The organism is Microbacterium sp. AC026, assembly GCF_979258475.1.
Genome location: NZ_OZ409857.1, coordinates 2,832,063 through 2,852,223, shown reverse-complemented (window position 1 = coordinate 2,852,223; position 20,161 = coordinate 2,832,063). Strand labels below are relative to the sequence as shown.

Annotated in this window: 16 protein-coding genes and 1 pseudogene; 4 read left to right on the top strand and 13 right to left on the bottom strand. The window is 62.9% G+C overall.

Annotated elements, in window-relative coordinates:
- Positions 1 to 155: 155 nt before the first annotated feature.
- Together ACZZ93_RS14260 and ACZZ93_RS14255 are read right to left on the bottom strand one after the other, a co-directional pair.
- On the bottom strand, positions 156 to 710 hold the full coding sequence (locus tag ACZZ93_RS14260) for a tetratricopeptide repeat protein (RefSeq protein WP_463511380.1): 555 nt from the start codon (positions 708 to 710) through the stop codon (positions 156 to 158).
- 19 nt (positions 711 to 729) lie between these two features.
- The gene (locus ACZZ93_RS14255) at positions 730 to 1,086 is read right to left on the bottom strand and encodes a cupin domain-containing protein (protein WP_463511379.1); all 357 of its coding nucleotides are present in this window, start codon (positions 1,084 to 1,086) and stop codon (positions 730 to 732) included.
- 1,018 nt (positions 1,087 to 2,104) lie between these two features.
- Here ACZZ93_RS14255 and ACZZ93_RS14250 point away from each other — a divergent pair.
- Both ACZZ93_RS14250 and ACZZ93_RS14245 read left to right on the top strand, forming a co-directional pair.
- Entirely contained in the window at positions 2,105 to 3,457 is a 1,353-nt protein-coding gene (locus tag ACZZ93_RS14250) for an MFS transporter (protein WP_372984773.1), read from the top strand.
- A 38-nt stretch (positions 3,458 to 3,495) separates the two neighbouring features.
- Positions 3,496 to 5,775 carry a glycoside hydrolase family 3 N-terminal domain-containing protein gene (locus tag ACZZ93_RS14245; RefSeq protein WP_463511378.1) on the top strand — a complete coding sequence of 760 codons (2,280 nt, stop codon included), beginning with the start codon at positions 3,496 to 3,498 and terminating at the stop codon, positions 5,773 to 5,775.
- Between the two features lie 96 nt (positions 5,776 to 5,871).
- Here ACZZ93_RS14245 and ACZZ93_RS14240 read toward each other — a convergent pair whose 3' ends face one another.
- From ACZZ93_RS14240 to ACZZ93_RS14205, 8 genes and pseudogenes are all read right to left on the bottom strand, one after another.
- On the bottom strand, positions 5,872 to 6,639 hold the full coding sequence (locus ACZZ93_RS14240; protein ID WP_463511377.1) for an SDR family NAD(P)-dependent oxidoreductase: 768 nt from the start codon (positions 6,637 to 6,639) through the stop codon (positions 5,872 to 5,874).
- A 35-nt stretch (positions 6,640 to 6,674) separates the two neighbouring features.
- Entirely contained in the window at positions 6,675 to 7,454 is a 780-nt protein-coding gene (locus tag ACZZ93_RS14235; protein WP_463511376.1) for an SDR family NAD(P)-dependent oxidoreductase, read from the bottom strand.
- Positions 7,455 to 7,510: 56 nt separating this feature from the next.
- Entirely contained in the window at positions 7,511 to 8,512 is a 1,002-nt protein-coding gene (locus tag ACZZ93_RS14230; RefSeq protein WP_372984769.1) for an SDR family NAD(P)-dependent oxidoreductase, read from the bottom strand.
- Positions 8,513 to 8,534: 22 nt separating this feature from the next.
- Positions 8,535 to 9,737 carry a glycoside hydrolase family 1 protein gene (locus ACZZ93_RS14225; protein WP_463511375.1) on the bottom strand — a complete coding sequence of 401 codons (1,203 nt, stop codon included), beginning with the start codon at positions 9,735 to 9,737 and terminating at the stop codon, positions 8,535 to 8,537.
- The gene (locus ACZZ93_RS14220; RefSeq protein ID WP_463511785.1) at positions 9,734 to 10,444 is read right to left on the bottom strand and encodes a hypothetical protein; all 711 of its coding nucleotides are present in this window, start codon (positions 10,442 to 10,444) and stop codon (positions 9,734 to 9,736) included. Before ACZZ93_RS14220 ends, ACZZ93_RS14225 begins: the two co-directional genes overlap by 4 nt.
- 6 nt (positions 10,445 to 10,450) lie before the next feature.
- Positions 10,451 to 11,247: pseudogene (locus ACZZ93_RS14215) on the bottom strand (family 43 glycosylhydrolase); the annotation flags it as partial.
- The gene (locus ACZZ93_RS14210) at positions 11,244 to 13,709 is read right to left on the bottom strand and encodes a glycoside hydrolase family 2 TIM barrel-domain containing protein (protein WP_463511374.1); all 2,466 of its coding nucleotides are present in this window, start codon (positions 13,707 to 13,709) and stop codon (positions 11,244 to 11,246) included. The gene ACZZ93_RS14210 and the pseudogene ACZZ93_RS14215, both read right to left, overlap by 4 nt.
- 39 nt (positions 13,710 to 13,748) lie before the next feature.
- Positions 13,749 to 15,101, bottom strand: a complete 1,353-nt coding sequence (locus ACZZ93_RS14205; RefSeq protein ID WP_372984765.1) for an MFS transporter — start codon at positions 15,099 to 15,101, stop codon at positions 13,749 to 13,751.
- A 167-nt stretch (positions 15,102 to 15,268) separates the two neighbouring features.
- Here ACZZ93_RS14205 and ACZZ93_RS14200 point away from each other — a divergent pair, with 167 nt between their 5' ends.
- Both ACZZ93_RS14200 and ACZZ93_RS14195 read left to right on the top strand, forming a co-directional pair.
- Positions 15,269 to 16,213 (top strand): LacI family DNA-binding transcriptional regulator, encoded by a 945-nt coding sequence (locus ACZZ93_RS14200; protein ID WP_463511373.1) that lies wholly within the window; start codon positions 15,269 to 15,271, stop codon positions 16,211 to 16,213.
- A gap of 269 nt (positions 16,214 to 16,482) precedes the next feature.
- Complete coding sequence (locus tag ACZZ93_RS14195) at positions 16,483 to 17,394, top strand: alpha/beta hydrolase (protein WP_463511372.1); 912 nt, start codon at positions 16,483 to 16,485, stop codon at positions 17,392 to 17,394.
- Between the two features lie 63 nt (positions 17,395 to 17,457).
- Here ACZZ93_RS14195 and ACZZ93_RS14190 read toward each other — a convergent pair whose 3' ends face one another.
- From ACZZ93_RS14190 to ACZZ93_RS14180, 3 genes are all read right to left on the bottom strand, one after another.
- Entirely contained in the window at positions 17,458 to 18,102 is a 645-nt protein-coding gene (locus ACZZ93_RS14190; RefSeq protein WP_372984762.1) for a TetR/AcrR family transcriptional regulator, read from the bottom strand.
- 66 nt (positions 18,103 to 18,168) lie between these two features.
- Positions 18,169 to 18,975: an amidohydrolase family protein gene (locus ACZZ93_RS14185; protein ID WP_463511371.1), complete on the bottom strand. Its 807-nt coding sequence runs from the start codon at positions 18,973 to 18,975 to the stop codon at positions 18,169 to 18,171.
- A gap of 109 nt (positions 18,976 to 19,084) precedes the next feature.
- On the bottom strand, positions 19,085 to 20,137 hold the full coding sequence (locus ACZZ93_RS14180; RefSeq protein WP_463511370.1) for an alpha/beta hydrolase: 1,053 nt from the start codon (positions 20,135 to 20,137) through the stop codon (positions 19,085 to 19,087).
- Between the last annotated feature and the right edge of the window lie 24 nt (positions 20,138 to 20,161).

The following is a 20,161-nucleotide window of genomic DNA, read 5'->3' as shown; positions in this document are numbered from 1 at the left end:
CCCGGGTGACGCCGGTGCCCGCCGGGCGTCACACCCGATGTCAGCGCACGCCCCCGGCGCCCGCTGACAGACTCAGATCGCACCATCTCGGCCCGAGCGTGCGCGACCCTCATCCCGCGAGGGCGATGCACCGTCCAGTGCGATGCGCGCTGCGTTCAACGGTGCTCATGCGCGTCGAGCGAGACCAGGTAGTCGGCGTTTCCCCGCATCGCAGGCTTGTACCGCTCGAGCTCATCGACATGCACGTGCTCGGCGAGCAGCGTGAGCAGACTACCCAACGCTGCACTCATCTGCCCCTGCGCATGCAGCGTCAGCGCTTCGAATGCACCCAGCGCCACGTCGCCAGGGAACTCTTCGCGAGCCGTCCTGAACACCTCCGCGGACTTCTCCAGATCGCCGAGGTTGCGCAGCGTGGACCCGTACTGCAGGTAGCACCGGCGGCGGATGTCGCCGTGGAGTCCGTTCTCGAGGGCGCGCCGGTAGTAACCCTTCGCCATGACCTCTTCGCCCGCCGTATCGAACGCGCCGCCGACTTCGTAGAGGACACGCGGATCGTGCGGGTGCTGCTCCAGGATCGGGCGAAGCGCCGCGATCGTCGGCGCCATGTTCTCGCGGTCTCGCTCCCCGAATATTCGATCCAGCTCAGCGTTCAGCTTGTCCGTTGCCATCGTGGCTCCCCGGTGCACGGTGGTGGAGCCGTACTCGGTCACGCTATCCGAACCACACGCCTCAGAGCGCGACGTCGACGGGCCGTCGGTCTCCTCGCGTGTTTGGGGTGCTGATCACGAGGAACCGTGTCTCCGTGTCCCCAGGGTTGAAGAACCGGTGCGCGAGCCCAGGCGGGACCTCGACTCCCTGCCTGGCCTCGAGGTCGACGGCGCCCTCGGCGGTCTGCATCTGAGCCGTTCCCTCGAGCACGTAGAAGAACTGCGCCGCCGTGTCGTGCACGTGCCACTCTTCGCCGGCGCCGGCCGGCACTCGCTCCTCGATCACCGACAACCCTGGGCTGTCGAGCAGCCGCCAGCCATCCGAGACCTCGCCCCACACGTAGTGATCAGCATTGGTGACATCGACAGGCTCGGGCACTCTTCGATCCTCGCAGACGAAATGGTCGGCGCTTAGTGCGAACGCGCGCCCGGACACATGCTCTAGGAAGTACGCACACCTTGGGATCGACGAGAAAGAAGCCTGCCGACAGTGAACACCCCGGCGCCAACGACGGCGACACCAAGCGCGATCACCATCACTGCCGCGTCGTTAGGCAGCATGGCGCACCCGACGGATGTGTCCTCATAGGGACAGCTTCTCCAGGGCTGGAGGAAGAACAGCACGGCTGTCGCCGCCCCCACCAGTCCCGCTGACGCGCCGATGACAGCCATCAACTTCGATCCGCGTTGAGTCATGGTCCCAACGTAGACATCAGACGGGCACTCGACTCGAGCGTATTGCGATCTCCCAGCTTCGGCATCAAGTCTGCGTGTCGCGCTGGAACCCCGCGCCAGCACTGGAAACGCGCTCTCATCTGCTCAGCCCCTTCTTACTTCCCTGTCTGGCCGTTTACCGACGATAAGACCACTTATCGCAACTATCCAGCGCAGCCCAGGCTGACGAGCACCCTGATCGCCACACATATGGTTCTGGCCCAGTGCGCCCGGCACGATCACGACCTCAAGACCGGGAGCGAGACCGCTTTCGCTCTAACCCCGGAGGCCGCCGAATCTTGTCAGTGTCGCAGACGCAGACTCAGTAGCAGTAGGAATCGAGACGTGGCAGTGCGCGTCGAGGGTTGTGACAACCACTGTTTATTCGGCTCGCGTGGCGAGGTTCGAAACAGTTCAGCTTGGGCCCGCCGAGCTGAGCACGGCCCCTCAAACCCGCGGCGCCGCCCGGGAGCGAAATCGAACGGGCCTCGCCGCCGCGGCGGATCCCTCAGTTCGCAGTTGATCGACGCTACTCGAGAGAACTCGCCCGCCGAGGACCGCCATACCTCTGGCCCTCTTGCGGTTGGAAGCGGGCTTGACACGTGGTAATCTCACGTGTCCGCCTATTATCTCGTGACAATGGACGTCGAGCGAGAAGCTCACAACGACAAAGGAGTCTCATCTTGACCAGTGACCGTGGACCCGAGGAAGCCGCCGGTACGGTGTTCCCCATCGCTGTCTCCCCCGCCTCAGCTGAGGCTGAGACAGTCTCAGACGTCGCCGATGCGTTCGACGACGATCGGCCGCGGGTGCCCAAGAGTTACGTGACTTTCTTGTTGCTCGCTCTGTTTGGGGCGAACTTGGCTTTCGTGACGCCGATCGCGCTCTCACTCGCGATCCAGATTCAAAAGCTCGCTCCCGACAACGAAGCAAGCCTGGGATTCGTACTCGGCATCGCTGCCGGCATTGGTGTGATTCTTGCTCCACTGTTCGGCGTTCTGAGTGACCAGACTCGTTCACGGCTTGGTCGTCGTCGACCCTGGATGATCATCGGCCTCGTAGTGGGCATCCTTGGACTGACGATCCTCGCCCTCGCTCAGGACGTGCCTCTGCTTGCGGTGGGCTGGATCGTCTCGACGCTCGGATGGGGACAGGTTATCGGCGGTTTGCAGAACTCGCAGGCCGACCGCCTTCCTGCGTCGCAGCGTGGCAAGGTCGCAGGGCTCACCGGAGTCGTGGGCCAGATAGCTCCGGTCGTCGGCGCTGTTGCGGGAGGTTCCCTTGCCTTCAACTCATTCTTTCTCTTCCTCGTGCCCGGTGTGATCGGCGTGGTCCTTGTACTTCTCTTCCTGGTCTTCGTTCGTGAGGCCGACAGCCGGGCCATGCCCGCAGCTCACAAGTTGAACCTGAAGGGGATGCTGGCAAAGTACGTCTTCAGCCCCCGCATGTACCCGGACTTCTCGTGGAACTTCCTCGGGCGATGGTTCTTCTTCTTCGGACTCACGCTGAGCTCCACCTTCACCGCCTTCTTCCTCTCGTCGCGCCTGGGCCTACCTGTGGATCAGATCGGCGGAACGATTGCGCTTCTCGGCCTGATTGGCATTGTCGCCACGATGGCTGGGGCCATCGGTGGAGGCTTCTTGTCCGACAAGCTCCGTCGGCGCAAGCTATTCATCCTCGGCGGCGGAATGGTGTTCGCCACCGGCGCGGTCATCGTCGCCTTCGCTCCCTCGCTGGAAGTGATTATCTTCGGATTCTTCCTGAACAGCATGGGAATCGGCGTGTTCTCCGCCGTCGATCAGGCGCTTGTCCTTGATGTGCTTCCTGAGCGAGACACCCAGGCTGCGCGGTTCAACGCTCTCAACAGCTTCTCGTTCACTCTGCCCCAGGCAATCGCCCCGATCGTCGCTCCTATCTTCCTCCTCATCGGCGCAGCCGACGGCGACAAGAACTACACACCGCTGTACCTCGCTGCCGCTGCCTTCACCGTCCTCGGGGGCCTCATCGTGCTCCTCCGGGTCAAGACCGTCCGCTAATACCCCGAGCTTCGCGCTCCTACGTGGAAAGAACTCCTGTGACCTCACAACCTCCGTACAAAGACCCGTCCCTCACCGTCGCTGAGCGGGTCGAAGACCTTCTTGCGCGCATGACGATTGAGGAGAAGGCCGGCCAACTGACCCAGTACTTCTGCTTCGACGTCGGGGAGCTTCCGGCGGACTTCGATATCGATTCGCTGCCCCCCGAGCACCAGGTTTTCGTGCGTCAGCCGCTGCAAGTCGAGGCCGCAGCTGCAGCGGGCAAGGTCGGCTCGCTCCTGTTTATCAAGGATCCCGCGGTCACCAACAGGTGGCAGCGTCTGGCAATCGAAGGAAACCGACACGGCATCCCGTTGTTGTTCGGCTTCGACGTCATCCATGGTCTACGCACGGTTCTTCCTGTACCTATCGCACTCGCCGCGTCCTGGGACCCGCAGACAATCGAGGAGGGCCAGACCGTGGCCGCCGAAGAGGCGCGGGCGTCCGGAATTCATTGGACGTTCGCACCGATGATCGATATCGCTCGGGATCCGCGTTGGGGCAGGATCGTGGAGGGTGCTGGCGAGGATCCCTACCTGGGAGCGGCTGTAGCGGCCGCACAGGTGCGTGGCTTCCAGGGCGACCTGGGCACCACCAACGTTCTGGCCGGGCCGAAGCACTTCGCAGGCTACGGTGCCGCACGTGGCGGACGGGACTACGAAGATGCCGAGGTCTCCGACGCCGAACTGCGCAACGTGTACTTCCCGCCGTTCAAAGCCGCGATCGACGCCGGGGCTGAGAACATCATGAGCGCGTACATGGACCTGAACGGCGTGCCTGCGAGCGGCAACAAGTGGCTGCTGACGGATGTCCTGCGCGACGAGCTGGGCTTCGAAGGGTTCGTGGTTTCGGACGCCAACGCCATCAAGTCGATGGAGATCCAGCACTTCGCTGCTGACCCTTCCGACGCCGCCGCGCGTGCCATCATCGCGGGCAACGACATGGAAATGAGCGTCTCGGAGCCCGCCTTCGACCATCTCCCGGCTGCTGTTGCAGACGGACGACTGAGCGAAGAGCTCCTGGACGCATCGGTGCGGAGAGTGCTTGCTGCGAAGTTCAAGCTGGGACTCTTCGAGGATCCTTACGTCGATGAGAGTGCAGCCGAAGCCGTCCTCACCGATCCCGAACACCTCGCTACCGCCGCGCATGCCGCTCAACGTTCCCTCGTGCTCCTGAAGAATGACGGCGCTCTCCCGCTGTCATCCGACGCGCGATCGGTGGCTGTGATCGGTCGATTGGCCGACAGCAAGCGGGACACGCTCGGACCCTGGGTGTTTGGACATCGCACGGATGACACCACCACCCTGCTCGAAGGGCTTCAGAAGCGTGCCGGCGAGCGGACCCGGGTCGACTATGCCCCCGGCGTGTCCCTTCCGGATCGACTGTTCCCTTCACCGTTCGACCGTCAAGACCCCGACCCCGGCGAGGGAGCGTTTGGAGTCGCCGATGACGATGAGGAGGCCATCGTCAACGCCGTCCAGCTCGCGTCTGGTTCCGACGTCGCTGTCGTCGTCGTGGGCGAACGTCAGAATCAGTCGGGCGAGCTCGCCTCGCGATCCACGCTCGACCTTCCTGGTCGACAGGTCGAGATGGTGCAGAGGATCGTGGATACGGGGACGCCTGTGGTCGTTGTCGTGATGTCGGGGCGGCCCGTTGACCTCCGATCGATTGATCTCTCCGCTTCTGCCATCGTGCAGGCTTGGTATCCCGGCACGCGAGGAGGCGATGCAGTCGCCACCGTGCTCTTCGGAGATGTATCACCCGCGGGTCGGCTGCCGTTCTCATGGCCACGTCACGTCGGCCAGGTGCCGATGATCTACGCCCACAATCGCACGTTCGCGCCGGACGACAGGGGAACGCGCTACTGGGATGAGGCATCGACTCCGCTGTACCCGTTCGGATTTGGGCTCAGCTACGCCGAGTTCGACTACAACAATATTCAGCTTGAGAAGGACTCGGTCGTTGTTGGCGAGACCGTATCGGTGCAGGTGGACGTGACGAACACGTCACATCGCGATGCGGAAGAGGTCGTGCAGTTGTATACCCACCAGCGGTATGGCACCTCGTCACGTCCGGTACGCGAGTTAAAGGGTTTCAAGCGGGTCGCGATTGCGGCGGGCGCGACTCATACCGTGCGCTTCGAACTCGGGCCGGAGACGTTGCAGTACTGGTCGGCCGCGACGCGTAGTCGGGTGCAGGATGCGACCACGATCGACGTTTGGATCGGCGGCGATTCCACGGCTTCGCTCTCCACCTCATTCTCGGTGGTTTCCTCCTGAGGACGGGCCTGGAAGATGAAGGGCCCCTTCTGCCGATCGGCAGAAGGGGCCCTTCATTGTCTCCAGCCGCGCCATCGGGCTGGGCGAGCGTCCGGTTTAGGTACGCATCGTCGTGCCGCCGTCGACGCACAGCGTCTGTCCCGTGACCCATTCGGCTTGGTCAGAGAGGAGGAACGCAACGTTGGCGCCGATGTCTGCTGGCTGCCCGAGCCTGTGTGATGGGGTCGCCTGCAAGATGAGCTGTTGATACTCTTCCGGCAGATTCGCGCGAGTCTGGTCGGTGAGGACCATCCCCGGCGCGATCGCGTTGGCACGGATTCTTTGCTTGCCGAAACGTCGCGCGACGTGGCGAGTAAGGGCGCCGACACCGGCTTTGGTCGCAGCGTAGGCGACCTTGTCCTCCATACCCGCGTACACCGCCCCCGACATCGTATTCACGACGGATCCGCCGCCCGCGGTGAGCATGTGCGGCAGAGTGTGCTTGAGGGTGAGTAGGTAGCCGGTCAGGTTGACGTCGAGCGATCGTTGCCAGGTGGCGAGCTCTATGTCGACCACGTCGGTGTCTTTCTCAACCTCTGCGGGAGTGATGTTCGCTGCCACGTTGAACAGTCCGTCTATGCGTCCGTAGCGATCGAGCGCTGCGCTGACAAGAGCGATCACGTCGCTCTCGATGGAGATGTCGCCGGACAGCGCGACCGCGCTTCCTCCCGCGTTGATAGCGGCCTGGGCTGTGCGGTCAGCGGATTCCTGAAGGATGTCGCCGACGACGACGTGCGCTCCTGACGACCCGAGGATTCGTGCGGTGCTCGCGGCGATGCCGCCCGCGCCAGCGAAGACGATGACTTTGCCCTTCAGTCCGTCCATGGTGCCCTCTCTCTGTTCTGTGAATCGGGTGCGGTTCACGCGTTGATCAGCCCGCCGCCGTCAGCATGAATGTTTTGCCCTGTGATCCATCGGCTCTCGTCTGAGGCGAGGAAAACAACTACGGGGGCCACGTCCTCATATGGGTCACCGACGCGTCGGAACGGGTTGTTCACGAACGACTTCTCGATGTGATCTCTCGTCGCATCTTCCATCCACTCGATCCCTGACGAGATGTTGTCGGTCATGCCGTTGGGGCACAACGTGTTGACGCGGATGTTGTACGCGCCCCATTCGCGGGCGACGACGCGCGAAAGCCCTCGAACGGCTTCTTTCGCTGCAGCGTATGGCGCGTAGAGAGAGTCCCCCATCACGGCCGCTTCGGATGCGAAGTTGATGATCGAGGCCCCCGCTCCTTGGTGATCGCGCATGTGCGGGAAGCTCAGCTTCATCAGGTGCCAGTACGCGTATACCGAGCTGCGCATCTCGGTATCGAGGTCCTCGATTGTCTTGTCGAGGAATGGTGCGGGGAGCGTGATCGTGTGGGCGTTGTTTACGAGGGCATCAATAGTGCCGAATCGGCCGACGGCTGCGTCCACGTATCGTCCTAGCGCGGAGGGGTCCATGATGTCGACCGGAACAGCGACGACCTGTGCGCCACGTTCTTCGCAAAGTCGTTGCGTCTCGAGCAGCTTGGACTCGGTGCGTGCGCAGATGGCGAGATTGGCACCTTCTGACGCTGCCCGGAGGGCCAGCTGCTTTCCGATTCCCGATGATGCACCGGTGATCAGGACGACCTTGTTCTTGAGTTTCGACATATTCTCTCTTCTGTTCGTCATGGCCGGCTGGCCCGGCGGGATGTTTGCGGCAGGGACTACTGAACGGACCACCCGCCGTCAGAAGCAAGGATCTGGCCGTTGACGTTTGTGCTGTCGTCGCTGAGCAACCAGGTGATTGATGCCGCTAGAGTCGCAGCCGTCGTTACGGGAGGCAGTACGGGGAAGAAGCGGCTGATCCGTTCCTTGGAGAAGTCAGATCTGAACTCGCCGGCGATACCTGTCGCGGTCGGGCCGGGAGCTACGGCGTTGACGCGGATCCCACTCGAGCCGTAGAGAAACGCGGCGCTCTTGGTGATTCCCACCACCGCGTGCTTGGAGGCCGTGTACGCAGTGCCGGCAGCATTACCGCGGAGGGACGCCTCGGAGGCGACATTCACCACGGCCCCACGCCCGGCAGCGAGCATGTGCGGGAGAACAGCGCGCGTCAGTTTGAACGTTCCGGTGACGTTCACCGCGAGGACTCGTTCCCAAACGTCGTCATCGGTTTCGTGGAGAGGCAGCATCCCGTCCATGATTCCGGCGACATTGGCAAGGCCATCGATCACTGTCCCCGCGGTATCGATGATGCGTGCGATGTCGCTTTCCGTCGTGATGTCGCCCGCGACCGGAACCACGGCGTCCGCGGGTGAGGCCGCCACGAGATCGTCGAGCCGGTCCGCCGCGATGTCGACGGCGACAACTCGTCCGCCCTCGAGAACGATCCGCTCAGCGGTGGCGCGGCCGATCCCCGAACCGGCGCCGGTGACGATGATCGTCTTTCCGCTGAATCTGTTCGCGCCGGCTGGTGCGACGGTCGCTTCCGGTTCGGGCAGTACCCCTCCGTTCGCTTCTCTCACGAGGTCGTCCACTTTGTCCTGTGTGAGCAGCCCCTGACTCATCGAGATCAACGAGTTCAGGGGAAGATTCTGAATCTGGGCGAGTACTTCGGGGTCCTGGCCGAATGTCGCGATGAGTCGCTCGATAATGGGAGCCCCGATCGGGTCCGCGAGCCACTGCGCGATGGTGGACGTTTCGGTGAGTGGTGCGTTGCTGTTCATGAGTTTCTGTTCTCCTCGAGTGTTACGGTCGCCCGCGACGGGCGACATCTCCCAGCCACGCGAGACTCGGTTTGGGTGTGCGTGCGAACGTCTCACGGTCGACGGCGATGAGTCCGAACGTCGGCTCCCAATGCCCCCACTCGAAGTTGTCGAGGGCGCTCCAGTGGAGGTAACCGCGCACGTCGATCCCGTCGTCAATCGCGGAGAACAGGCCCGTGAGTGCCTCGTTCGTGTAGGCGACCCGGCGGGAGTCGTCCGCGGTTGCGATACCGTTCTCCGTGATCATGATCGGTACGCCATCGGTGATGTCCCAGGCGTGGCGGACCGCGACCTCGAGTGCCTCGGGTCGATAGGGCGTACCGACGAGGGTGTTCTCAGGACTCTCCGGGTGGGGCACCAGACCGTTGATGTCGACGGCTTGGGTGGAATAGGCCTGGACGCCGATGAAGTCGTCGCCACGAGATGCCTCGACGAATGCGTCTTCCCGTGCCCACTGCTCTTCACGGAAGCGATCTTCTGACTCGGGATCCGCGGGATAGAGGGCAAGGTTGGCGATACTCCATCCGACGGCGGCCGTGGTGCGGTCCCGCACGATCTCGCGAGCGAGGCGATGCGCTTCGATCAGTCGTTGCGTCGCTTCGGGGAGCGGGAGGGGCAGGACAAATCCACCTTCGGCCTGAACAGTCGGCGTGTCCATCTGTGGTGCCGCGTCGGCGTTGATGGCCTCGGCCATGAGCATCATGAAGGCGAACATGTTGGGTTCGTTGATGGTGCACACCCACTGCACCCCGTCGAGGATTTCGCATACGCGACTTACGTATGCAGAGAAGCGCTCCAGAGCCGTCTCACCCAACCATCCACCCTCTTCGATGAACCAGCGAGGGCTCGAGAAGTGGTGCAAGGTGACCACAGGCGTGAGGCCGAGGGATAGCGCGGTGTCGATCATGCGCCGATAGTGGGCGAGTTCCGCGATGGAGAACTGGCCGGGCAGAGGTTCGACGCGTGCCCATTCAATCCCGAACCGGTACGCGTTCAGCCCGGCTTCGGCGAGAAGTTGCATATCCTCCTCGTACCGGTGGTAGCTGTCGACGGCGTCCCCACTTGGACTGAAGTAGGGCATCCGCTGCTCGTATACCCACCAGTCGCTGTTGACGTTGTTGCCTTCGATCTGATGAGGGGCGGTTGCTGCTCCCCAGAGGAATCCGGAGTTCGATTGAGCGTTCATTCTGCGTCCTTCATCTCGTGTCTCGTCTGGACCGGGTTGTGGTTGGTTTCGTACTGGACGTGGTGCACTCGAATCTGACCGACGGTGGCTTCGACCCCGATTACCCGGCCAGTGAAACCCCCGGTGACCTCCGTGGACAGGTATCGACCATCGAACGTTCCGAACGCATGCTCGACGTCGTCCGCTCCCGCCGTCAACTCGATCAGGTCAGGCTCGAGTGACGCTCCGTGAGGCAGAAGGGGTGCAGGGTGTGCCGAGATCTGCAAGAAGGGAGAAACGCCCGTCGGTGGCTGCCATCGCCCGACGGTGTTCGGCAAACCTCCGATGGTGACGGTGGCTGTCACGGTGGTGCCGTCGTAGCTCAGCCCGTACCAGTTCTTGTCGTCGATACGGACCACGAATCGCCCTTCGCCTGCGTCGGCGTCGAACTTGGTCGATGCGGCCCACGAAAGGTCGGTGGTGCGGGCGGAAAGCAGGGAGTGGCTGCCGTTCGCCGCACTGTTGATGAGAAGACCGCCTTCGGGGTGCGGTTCTGTGAATGTTGACGGAAAAACGCCCACGCCTAGCCAGCGAGGGTGTACTGCGGGTGTGGTGAACGCATCGCTGAAGGAGTGGTCGGTGGGTGTTACCGGATATCTGTCCTCGTCGATGACGGGCCATCCATCAACCCAGTCGATACCAACAAGGAATGACTCTCGGCCGTTCACGTGGAAACCCGGTGTTTGTCCGCGCGGTCGCACGCCGAGGTGGACTGCGGCCCACGCGCCGTCCTCGAGCTCGATCAGGTCTGCGTGGCCGACGTTCTGGACCGGCAGCGGGAGGCTCCTGTGGCTGAGCAATGGATTGTGGGGCGAGGATTCGTAGGGGCCCTCGATTGTGCGCGATCGAGCGATCGTTGCCGCATGGCCGCGCTCGGTGCCCCCTCTGCGAGCAGCAGGTACCACCAGTCTCCGATGTGATACAGGTGCGGGCCTTCTGGGAATGCGAGGCCGGTTCCTTCCCATAGCTGCTTGGGCGCATCTTGGAGCTGCCCCGTGTCGGTGTCTACAGGGGCCGACAGGATCCCTGGGTTGGAGCCATCGAGCGAGCACCATGTGACGTGCGCGATCCCGTCTTCGTCCCAGACGATATCCGGGTCGATGCCGGTCGTTCCGGGGATGAATATCGGATCGGACCAAGGGCCGGCCGGGTTGTCGGCGTGGATGAGGAAGTGTCCGCGTCCGAGTGGGATGTCGTTTACGTTAGTTCCGATTATCCAGAACCGGCCAGCGTGATGACGGATCGTGGGGGCGAAGATCCCGGCGCTGGGATACCCCTGGTGCTCCGCGATTTGCGTCGTGCGAGTGAGCGCGTTGCCGACGAGGTTCCAGGTGACCAGGTCGGTACTGGCGTGAATCGGAATGCCGGGGAGGTACTCGAAGCTGGAATTGATGAGGTAGTAGGTGTCATCGACGCGGCAGATCGAAGGGTCCGGGTAGAAGCCCGCGATGATCGGTTCGGTGACCGTCATGATGCGTCCGTTCCTGTTGCGATAGTGAGAGGTGTCCGAATGGAGGTGTCGCCGACAGCCGGAGACGCCTGAAGGATCAGCGACGCGACTCCGTGCTGGCGCGACGTGGCGCGTATGGTTATCTCGCCGCCGAGCCCGGTGGGGCGAACGATCGCGAGCGCCCGCCCCCGGTAGGTGGTGTGGGAGTCGTCAAGGTAACTGCGATCCGAGGTCGGCGCGGCGCTGCCGAGAGCGGCGAGCGTTGCGGGGCCGCTGACGTGCACGGTGACCTCGTCCTCGGAGCCGAAGTCCACGATTCCATCAGCGTCAGCGAGTTCGATCCACACGAAAGCGAGATCGTCGGGTCCGTGAAGCTCGTCGATCTCAGCTCGCAGTCGCAGATCTACGTTTCGGGCGGATCGAAGCGTGCGGCGCCCGATCTCGGCGCCTGCGGTGTACGCGATGGCCGTGAGCTCGCCCGGTTCATACGGGACAGCGAATCGGGTCTTGTAGTTCGTTTTGCGTCCCGCTCGGCGGCGGCCGAGTGAGCGGCCGTTGAGCTGTAGTTCAATGTGGTCCCCAGCAGAGTAGACCTCGATCTCGGCCGTTCCAGAATGACGGCCCCACGACCAGCTGGGCACCGCGTCGGTGAACAACCAGGGGGTCTTGTTCGGTCTTTGGCCGACACGATCGAGGGGTCTTACGGCGATCCCCGGGGCCTCCGTCACGTTCCAGACGGCTTGCACAAGAGAGAGAGTGCCGGTCGGCGCACCTGTGATGTCGAAGATTCCGCAGCCGGCCAGAATGCCCGGGTACGGTTTCGCGATTCCTCCAGGTTCTGTGCCATAGCTCCAATAGCCGAGACCGACTTCGCCGAGGTAATCCCACCCGGTCCAGCTGAAGTCGCCGATCACGCCTGGCGTGGAGGTCACGCGTTTCCAAATGGCGGGAAGGTCGCCGGGCATTGATTCAGTCCCTACGATCACCCGATCCGGGTAACGTCGTCGGGCGCGCGGGTATGCGGCGTATCCATAGTTGTAGCCAGCGATGTCGACGGCATCGAACACGCCTCGAGTGGCCCTGTCCGCCGCAGGCAACATGGAAGCCAAGACCATCATGCGGCCGATTCTCGCTGCCATCTGGTTGGCCGCGGTGCTCGTTGCAGGCTTTCGTTCTGGCGGGGCCACCTCGTTCGAGCTCGTGCTCTTGTCTCGGGAGGCCATCATCGCGAGTAGTGGATTCACCGCGATCGTTGTCGGTCGTGTCGAGTCTGCCGCGCGGAAGTATGCGTTGATCTGCTGCGCGACTCGGATCCCGGAGGGCGCGGCGGACTCCGCGATCTCGTTGCCAATCGAATACATGATGACCGACGGCCTGTTGCGGTCTTCGCTGATCATCGCCGCAGCGTCATCGGCCCACGATTCGTGAAACTGTGGAGCACCGTCGTGTGGCGTCTTACGACGAAACCAGACGTCTGTGAGTTCGTCCATGACGTAGAGGCCAAGGGTGTCGCATGCATCGAGGAAGGCGCGTGACAAGGGGTTGTGCGCGCTCCGGACAGCGTTGAAGCCCGCTTCTTTCAGAATGCGAGCTCGCCGCCACTCCGCTGCGTCGAACGTCGCCGCGCCCAGGATTCCGTTGTCGTGATGCACGGCGGTTCCACGCAGCAGAACCTCTTGTCCGTTGATGCGAAGGCCGCGGCTGGAGTCGACGTCGATCGTGCGAAGTCCGGTGCGAGTGCGATACTCGTCAATCGGCTCCCCGTCGACGCCCATCATCACGCTGACTTCGTACAGGTTTGGCTCCTCCGCGGACCAAAGGGCCGCCCTGTGAATGACGGTGTCGAAGACGACGATGCCCCCGGATGCCACACGTTCTTCCCGCAGAACCCGTTGTCCGTCGCGGTGGATGTCCAGCACAACGGTCGAACCGATCGCAGCTGGTCCGTCGAGACGAACGGATACTTGCACGGATGCGTCTGAACTGCCGCGGTCGGTGCGAATGTCACGTGTGACGATCCTGACCCCGTCTTCGGCGATGCGGCTATCGGTGAGCGAGTACAGCCAGACGGGACGGTAGATTCCGGAGCCCGTGTACCAGCGACTGTTCGGGACGGAGCTGTTGTCGACGTGCACCTCGATCAGTGCCTCCGTCCCCGGCTTCAAGTCCCCCAAGGGGGCATCGAAACGCCGGTAGGGGCTGTTGCTCCGCGCCATCTCTGTCCCGTTCACCACCACATATGTGATGCCGTAGACGCCTTCAAAGGAGAGCTTGTATGAGCGGTGGTCCGCATCTTCTGGAGCAGTCCATCGTTTCCGGTAGACGTAACGCCCGCCCGGGAAGTAGCCGCCATGGTTATCGGTACCCCCGGTGGCTGTGCGCGTCTCACCGATCATGGCGTCATGGGGAAGCCTCACGGTGCTGCCCGCTAGATCTCCTTCGCGGTGAAACGTCCAGTCGGCGGTGAAAAGAGTCGGTGTCATTGGGTGCTCCATGAGGTGGTCGTTCGCGGTTATCTGAGGTCAGCGAACGCTCTTCACCTTCCATTGCACGATGATGCCGGCGACGATCGTCAGGACCGCGGCGACGAGGAAGAGGAGGCCATAGTTGCGGTCATTCCCGCTCACGCCGATCAAGATCAGCGGGGCGGCCAGAAGCGGTGCCACGGCCTGCGCGATGGAGGTGGAGTAGCCATTGATTCCCAGGAACTTGCCGGCGTCGGTGTCCTTCTCGGGCAGAACGTTCAGTACGAGCGCCTGGTCTACGGAGGAGAAGATACCGAGTGCCAGTCCGGTGAGTCCGGAACCGACCAGGAGCAGGGCGAAGTCACTGCCGCCGAAGGCCAACACCAGGGCACCCGAGGTGTAGAGAATTCCAGATCCGAGAACGAAGATTCGACGTCGACCGATCTTGTCCGAGAGGAACCCCCCGGCCAGCGCTCCAACCCCGGTGACCGCGATGCTCACCAGCGAGAGAATCACGATGATCCCGCCGATGTCCGCGACCTGGCCGTTCTCACTCAACCGCGACGCAAAGAACAGGGATGTGAACGTCGTGGAGAAGGTGACGCCGGTCATGAAGAGCAGTCGAGCAAGCCAGTTCCAAGCGAAGTCGGGGTAGCGTCGCGGGTTGAAGACGAGGCTCCCGAGCACCTTGCGGACGGTCAGGGCATCGTCAAACTCAAGGTCACGGGTATCGCGCTCGGGGACGAAGACAAACCAGCACAACAGGGAGAAAAGTCCGACAGCGCCGGGGACGAGAAATACCAGGAAGTTGTTGCCGATAAAGGCGCTGGCGAGACCGACGCCTGCAACAGGCGCGACCATCTGGACGAACCCGGTCATACCCGCAACGCGACCGTACTGAGACTCGGGGAGCCTGTCTGCCTGCGACTGAATGAGCGAATTCATCGCGCTGCTCCACCCGAAGGAGGTGATTACCCACCCGACGAGGAGGAGCGGCACTGCGGTCGCGGTGGCGATGATCGAAAGACCGACGAACCCGACGATCGCTCCAGCAATCGCGAAGGGGCGCCGTCGGCCAAACCGCGAACGTGTGCGGTCACTCCACATACCGACCAGAGGGCCGGTGATCGTGGTGACGATCGCCGCGATTCCGATCACGTAGCCCAGGACTTCGACGTTGGACGGAGCGATCTCCTGAATACGCAGCGACAGGGAAAGGCCGATCGGGGCGACGAGCGCCACGTACGCACCGAACATGCCGAAGAGCAAGAAGCTCACATATCGCTTCGAAACCTTCGTGCGGATCGATCCTGTTGGGGTGTTCTCCGCGCGCGTCTCGGCAGCGAGGGCCTGCTGACCGGGCGAGGTTGACGAGCCCGGCGTCGCGGGCGCATTTGGATTGTCGGACATGGAAGACTCCTTCGTCATGGGGCTGGCGGCCTTGCCAGCCGGATCGCGGGGCAAGACTTCTTACCACGTGATAAGTGATCAAACCACGACGATTATCTCGTGTCAACTCTGTTATCACGAGACAAGTTGCGTACACTCGAAGGAGTCGCGAAGAAGGGGTTTCGATCATGGCAGTGACCAGCGCGGACGTAGCTCGGCACGCAGGATTGTCCCGAGCGACCGTGAGCCAGGTACTCAACGGGCATGCCCACCGCTTCGCCGCCGGCACAGCTGAGCGAGTGCTGAAGGCCGCCAAAGACCTCGACTACGAGCCATCGTCCGCCGGGCGCATGCTGCGGACGGGAACGAGTGACTTCGTCATCGCCCTCGTCCCGAATACCACGTTCGGTGGGAACCTCCAGGACATTTTCGACACGGTCACGGAGTTGCTGGCGCAGAAGGGGCTGACCCTCGTGCTACGCCTCTCGACGCAATCGCCATCGTCACTGGATCGGATCCTCGCGGGAATGCGCCCCAGAGCAGTCCTCTCGCTGCAGCCCTTCACTGCGAGTGAGAAGGAGATTCTTGCAGAAAGGGGCGTCCCGGCCTTCGACACGTCAACGGGCGGGAACCTCAACTACGCCATCGGCCGAATCCAGGCGGAACACCTCGTCGCTCAGGGGTACCGTTACATCGCTTTCGCTCACTTGCGCGATAACCGACTTGATCCCTACGGAGACGACCGAGAGAAGGCGGTCAAGGACGTATGCGCGGCTGCCGATCTCCCAGCACCGAGAGTGGTCGGGCTCGGCATCAACGCGGACGACGCAGCGACGGCGCTTGACGATCTCGATCCAGGTTTTGGCGTCGCGTGCTATAACGACGACATCGCTATCACGCTCCTCAATGCTGCGAATCGCCGGGGATGGCAGGTACCGACTGACATCGGCTTGATTGGGATGGACCACACCCCGCTCTCGCAGGTGACAAACCCCCGCCTCACGACGGTGGGGTACGACCTCGCTGCGGTCGCGCAAGCGACCATGGCAACGGCTCTGGGAGCACTGGGGCAAGAGCAGATATCGCCAGCTCCCGACATAAAGCTACGGGTCATCTCCGGCGAATCCGCCTGAGTCGTTCGAAGCCGTCGGCCAAGAGGCGGGACCCGAGACCGGAGGATGTCGACGCTCGGTCCTGCTGCCCTGTCCATCACTCAGTCGGGCTCGAAAACGAAGGCGTAGCACCCTCCCGAAACATCTCGAGCGCCTGCCCGCAGCCGCCACCGGACCTGCTGGCCGCCGAGTCGAATGCAGGACCAGAAAACAGGAGAAGACACGTGAGCTCACATACGGACACAGGATCGTCCCCAGCCAAGCGGCCTCCCTTCGACCCAGCCGTTAGGGTGGCGCTCGATGCTATGGAAGCAGGAGGCATCTTCGCCCCGCTTACGGCCGAGTCCATTCCGATGATGCGGCAATACGCCGTTCCTGAAGACCTCACTCGCTTTGACCTGGAGCAGCTTGAGTTCACCGTGCCCGGTCATGAAGGCGCGGAACTCGCGCTCACTGTCCTTCGGCGGCGCGGCCACTCCGAGATCGGCCCCGGAATCTTCCACGTGCATGGCGGCGGCATGGTCATGGGAACGCGGATGACCGGGGTATCTCTCGTCGCGCCGTGGATCGTCGCTCACAACGCTGTCGCAGCGACGGTCGAGTATCGTCTCGCGCCGGAAAACCCGGACCCGATCCCGGTCGAGGACTGTTACTCCGCACTGCTCTGGTTCGTTGAGAACGCCGACCGATTGGGAATGGACCCACGACGGGTGGTCATCGCCGGAGCCAGCGCGGGCGGCGGCCTTGCCGCCGGCGTTTCCCTCTTGTCCAGAGATCGAGGGGGACCTGAACTCTTGGGTCAGTTCCTGCTCTGCCCGATGCTGGACGACCGTGATGACACTGTTTCTACCCGCCAGTTCGACGGGCTTGGACTGTGGGACCGCGGCAGCAACCGCGTCGGGTGGGAATCGCTTCTCGGAGTGCGGCGCGGTTCTGACGAGGTGTCGATCTACGCCGCGCCCGCTCGCGCCGATGACCTCTCTGGCCTGCCGTCCACATACATTGACGCCGGCTCGGCTGAAGTCTTCCGTGACGAGGTCGTGACCTACGCGTCGCAACTGTGGCGAGATGGGATCGACGCCGAGCTCCACGTCTGGCCAGGAGGTACTCACGGCTGGGAAGCGCTGATGCCCGATTCGCCGCTTGCGAGGGCTGCGACAGAAGTCCGCACTTCATGGGTGAATCGATTGTTCGGCAGGTGACGATCACGCAAGATGGCCGCGCAAGCTAGGCCTTGAGCCTCTTCTCGACGTCTCGCCAGTGGGTTAGCCGACCTCCACGTTTCTCAGTCCCTGGAGCATGAGAGACAACCCGAAGTCGAACTCCGCGATAAGTGGTTGCGGAAGGTATGCAGCAACCCGCGCAAGGTGAGGAGTGCTCACCGCATCTCTGACCGGCTGATCATGGCCATTTTCGTTGTCGGCATCCGCCTGCATCGAAAACCCGAGGATGTACCGTCCGAGCATGGCGACGGACTTTGCCGCAACCTCGGCCGAGAAGCCGGCACGAAGCAGGGCGCGAGCCATGCGTTCCCGGAGCAGGATGGCGTTCGGTCCGTCGGGGAAGCGTTCGATCAGAAGCGGAGCGACCTTCCGGTGCTCGGCCATCGTTACGAATATCGCCGTCGCGGTGCGGTGACAGACCTCGTCCCACGAATCGCGGTCGTCGACCTGAAGAGAAGGAAGCTCGACGTCCGCGAGCATCCGGTCGACCACCAACCCCACCAACTCCGCGCGATTATGGACGTGTCGATACAACGTCGCCGTGCTCGACGAGAGTTCGACAGCCAGGGCGCGCAGGGTTAGTGCGTCTGCTCCCCTTTCATCGACGAGTCTCAGTGCAGTGTCGATGATTGTCTGCCGAGGGACAGGCGGGCGCCCTGGCTTGCGTTTCGCTGGTGTGGTGCTCACTGCTTATCCGGTCGGTCGCGGTGGTGCTGACTCAATACACGCTAGCGAGTACGGTCCTCGTTAGCCTTAGGGCCAGCCGATCCAACGCGATATCCCCTCACCCATCACCAGTTCGAGATCTACACCCGTGAGCCATGACAGTTGCTCGGTACTCGCCGACACACAGTCCGACCACGTGGCCTGCATCCGCGTGATGTCAGTGCCCCAGAACATGCGCTCAGGCCCGAACGCGTCGAATGTTCGCCGCAGGATGTCGTGGGTGCTGCTGAAGGGGTATGCGTCGGGGGCAGCTCCGAAGAGACCCGTGGCCTTCGCAGCGATGTTGGGATGACGGGACAACTCGAGGAGAGAGCCGAGATGCGACGCAGCATCGGGAAGCAGAGCGAACGGTCCGATTGCGAGATGATCGATGATCAATCGCATCCGCGGATATCGACGCGCGAGATCGCCAAGCAATGGCAGATGGTCTGGTAACACCATGAGTGCGACGGCAACCTCTCGCTCGTCTGCTCGGGTCCACAACCAGTCGAGCGCGCCGGACTGGAGCATAGGTCCCGCCTCCGGAGCGTAGAGGACAAACCGCAGGCCATGCATGCCCGGCTTCGCCAGCCACTCATCGACGGTCGCGGCGTTCGTGGATCCGTCCAGCGCGAACCACCCCATGGTCGCGAACCGATCGGGATGAGCGGTCGCCGCCTCGATCGAGTAGTCGTTGGCCGAGGCATCCCAGATCGCAGGACAGTTGACCGCCCTCGCGATTCCGGCGGCATCCATCTCGCGGAGCGCCCGCTCGATCGTGAACGGTGCTCGGATGTGATGAGGCGGAGCACCCTGTCCGCTCCAGAGATGGATTTGCGCGTCGGTGATTCTCATGACGATGGCTCCTCTTGCGCCGAGGACAGGCGATCGAACATCCAATCAGCGACGAGGATGTCTCGATCGGTCTTGTGGTTGTAAATACAGTGATCGCCATCTGAGAAGATCACCATCTCTCGGTTCGCGGTCCGCGCCCCTTCCAGAGCCCCTCAGCCATGGCCTGGGTGACGAGAGGATCGGCGCCACCGTGAAGAACAAGCAGCGAGTAGTCGCCATTCGCTCCCTCTGCGAGCGGCACGACCGACGACCACACCGCAATCGCCTCTTCCGGGTCTCCTGAGCCGCAAAACGAGACCATCTTGGTGAAGAAGGTTCCGACGCTGGGCGTGACAAGCCACGGTGCCGGAATACCGCCGTTGTCAACACATGCACGCACACGGGTGTCGGAAGCAGCCACCGCCATGGCGAAACTCCCGCCCATACTGTTTCCGATAATGCCGATCGGCCGTCCCGGGGACACTTCCGAGAGGTAGTCGAGCGCGGCGATGTATGCGCTCCTCCATTCGCCGCTCAGGTACTGCTCGTGCGTGAATCGACTCTCACCCTGTCCGGGTCCATCGAGTGCGAGTGTCTCGATCCCGCGCGCGGCCAGCGCTTCGCCCATCGAGTCAAAGTCCATGGCATAGCCTTCCACCCCTCCGATGAGGAGCACGGCGCCCTGGGACGGCACTCTGGTCCTGAAGTGCCATCCGACCAGCTCGCCCGTCGTGTTGTGGACGAGAACACGGCGACGATCACCCGCAAGGTGACTCGCGAGGCCGTACAGATCACCGGCGCGTGCATAGATAGCGGCCCTTTCGGGGGTGTCCGTCAGCATCATCACCTGGCTGGCGCGCACCAGCGCCGACGCTCGGCGCAGATATGTGATCCGTGTGGCTCGATTTCCTCCGGTTTCCGCCGGTCGCGCTAACGTTCGGCATCGATCGGCGATCATGGTCGCCGCTTCCTTCCACGGAACCCCGCGGAGCACACGCTCGCGAAGCTGGCCCGCATCCGCGCGCTCCACGCCGTAGCCGATCAGACGGTCTTCCGAGAACTGACGTAGCGCCGCCTGCGACTCAGGCGAGAGTTGCTCGACGCGGGGGTCGGACATCACCTGACGCTGCTCGTAGTCGATCACGCGCGGCATGGGGGCGCGTGGCGTTTGGGGGTCGATCATGTGAGCACACACCTTGTGGTCGGA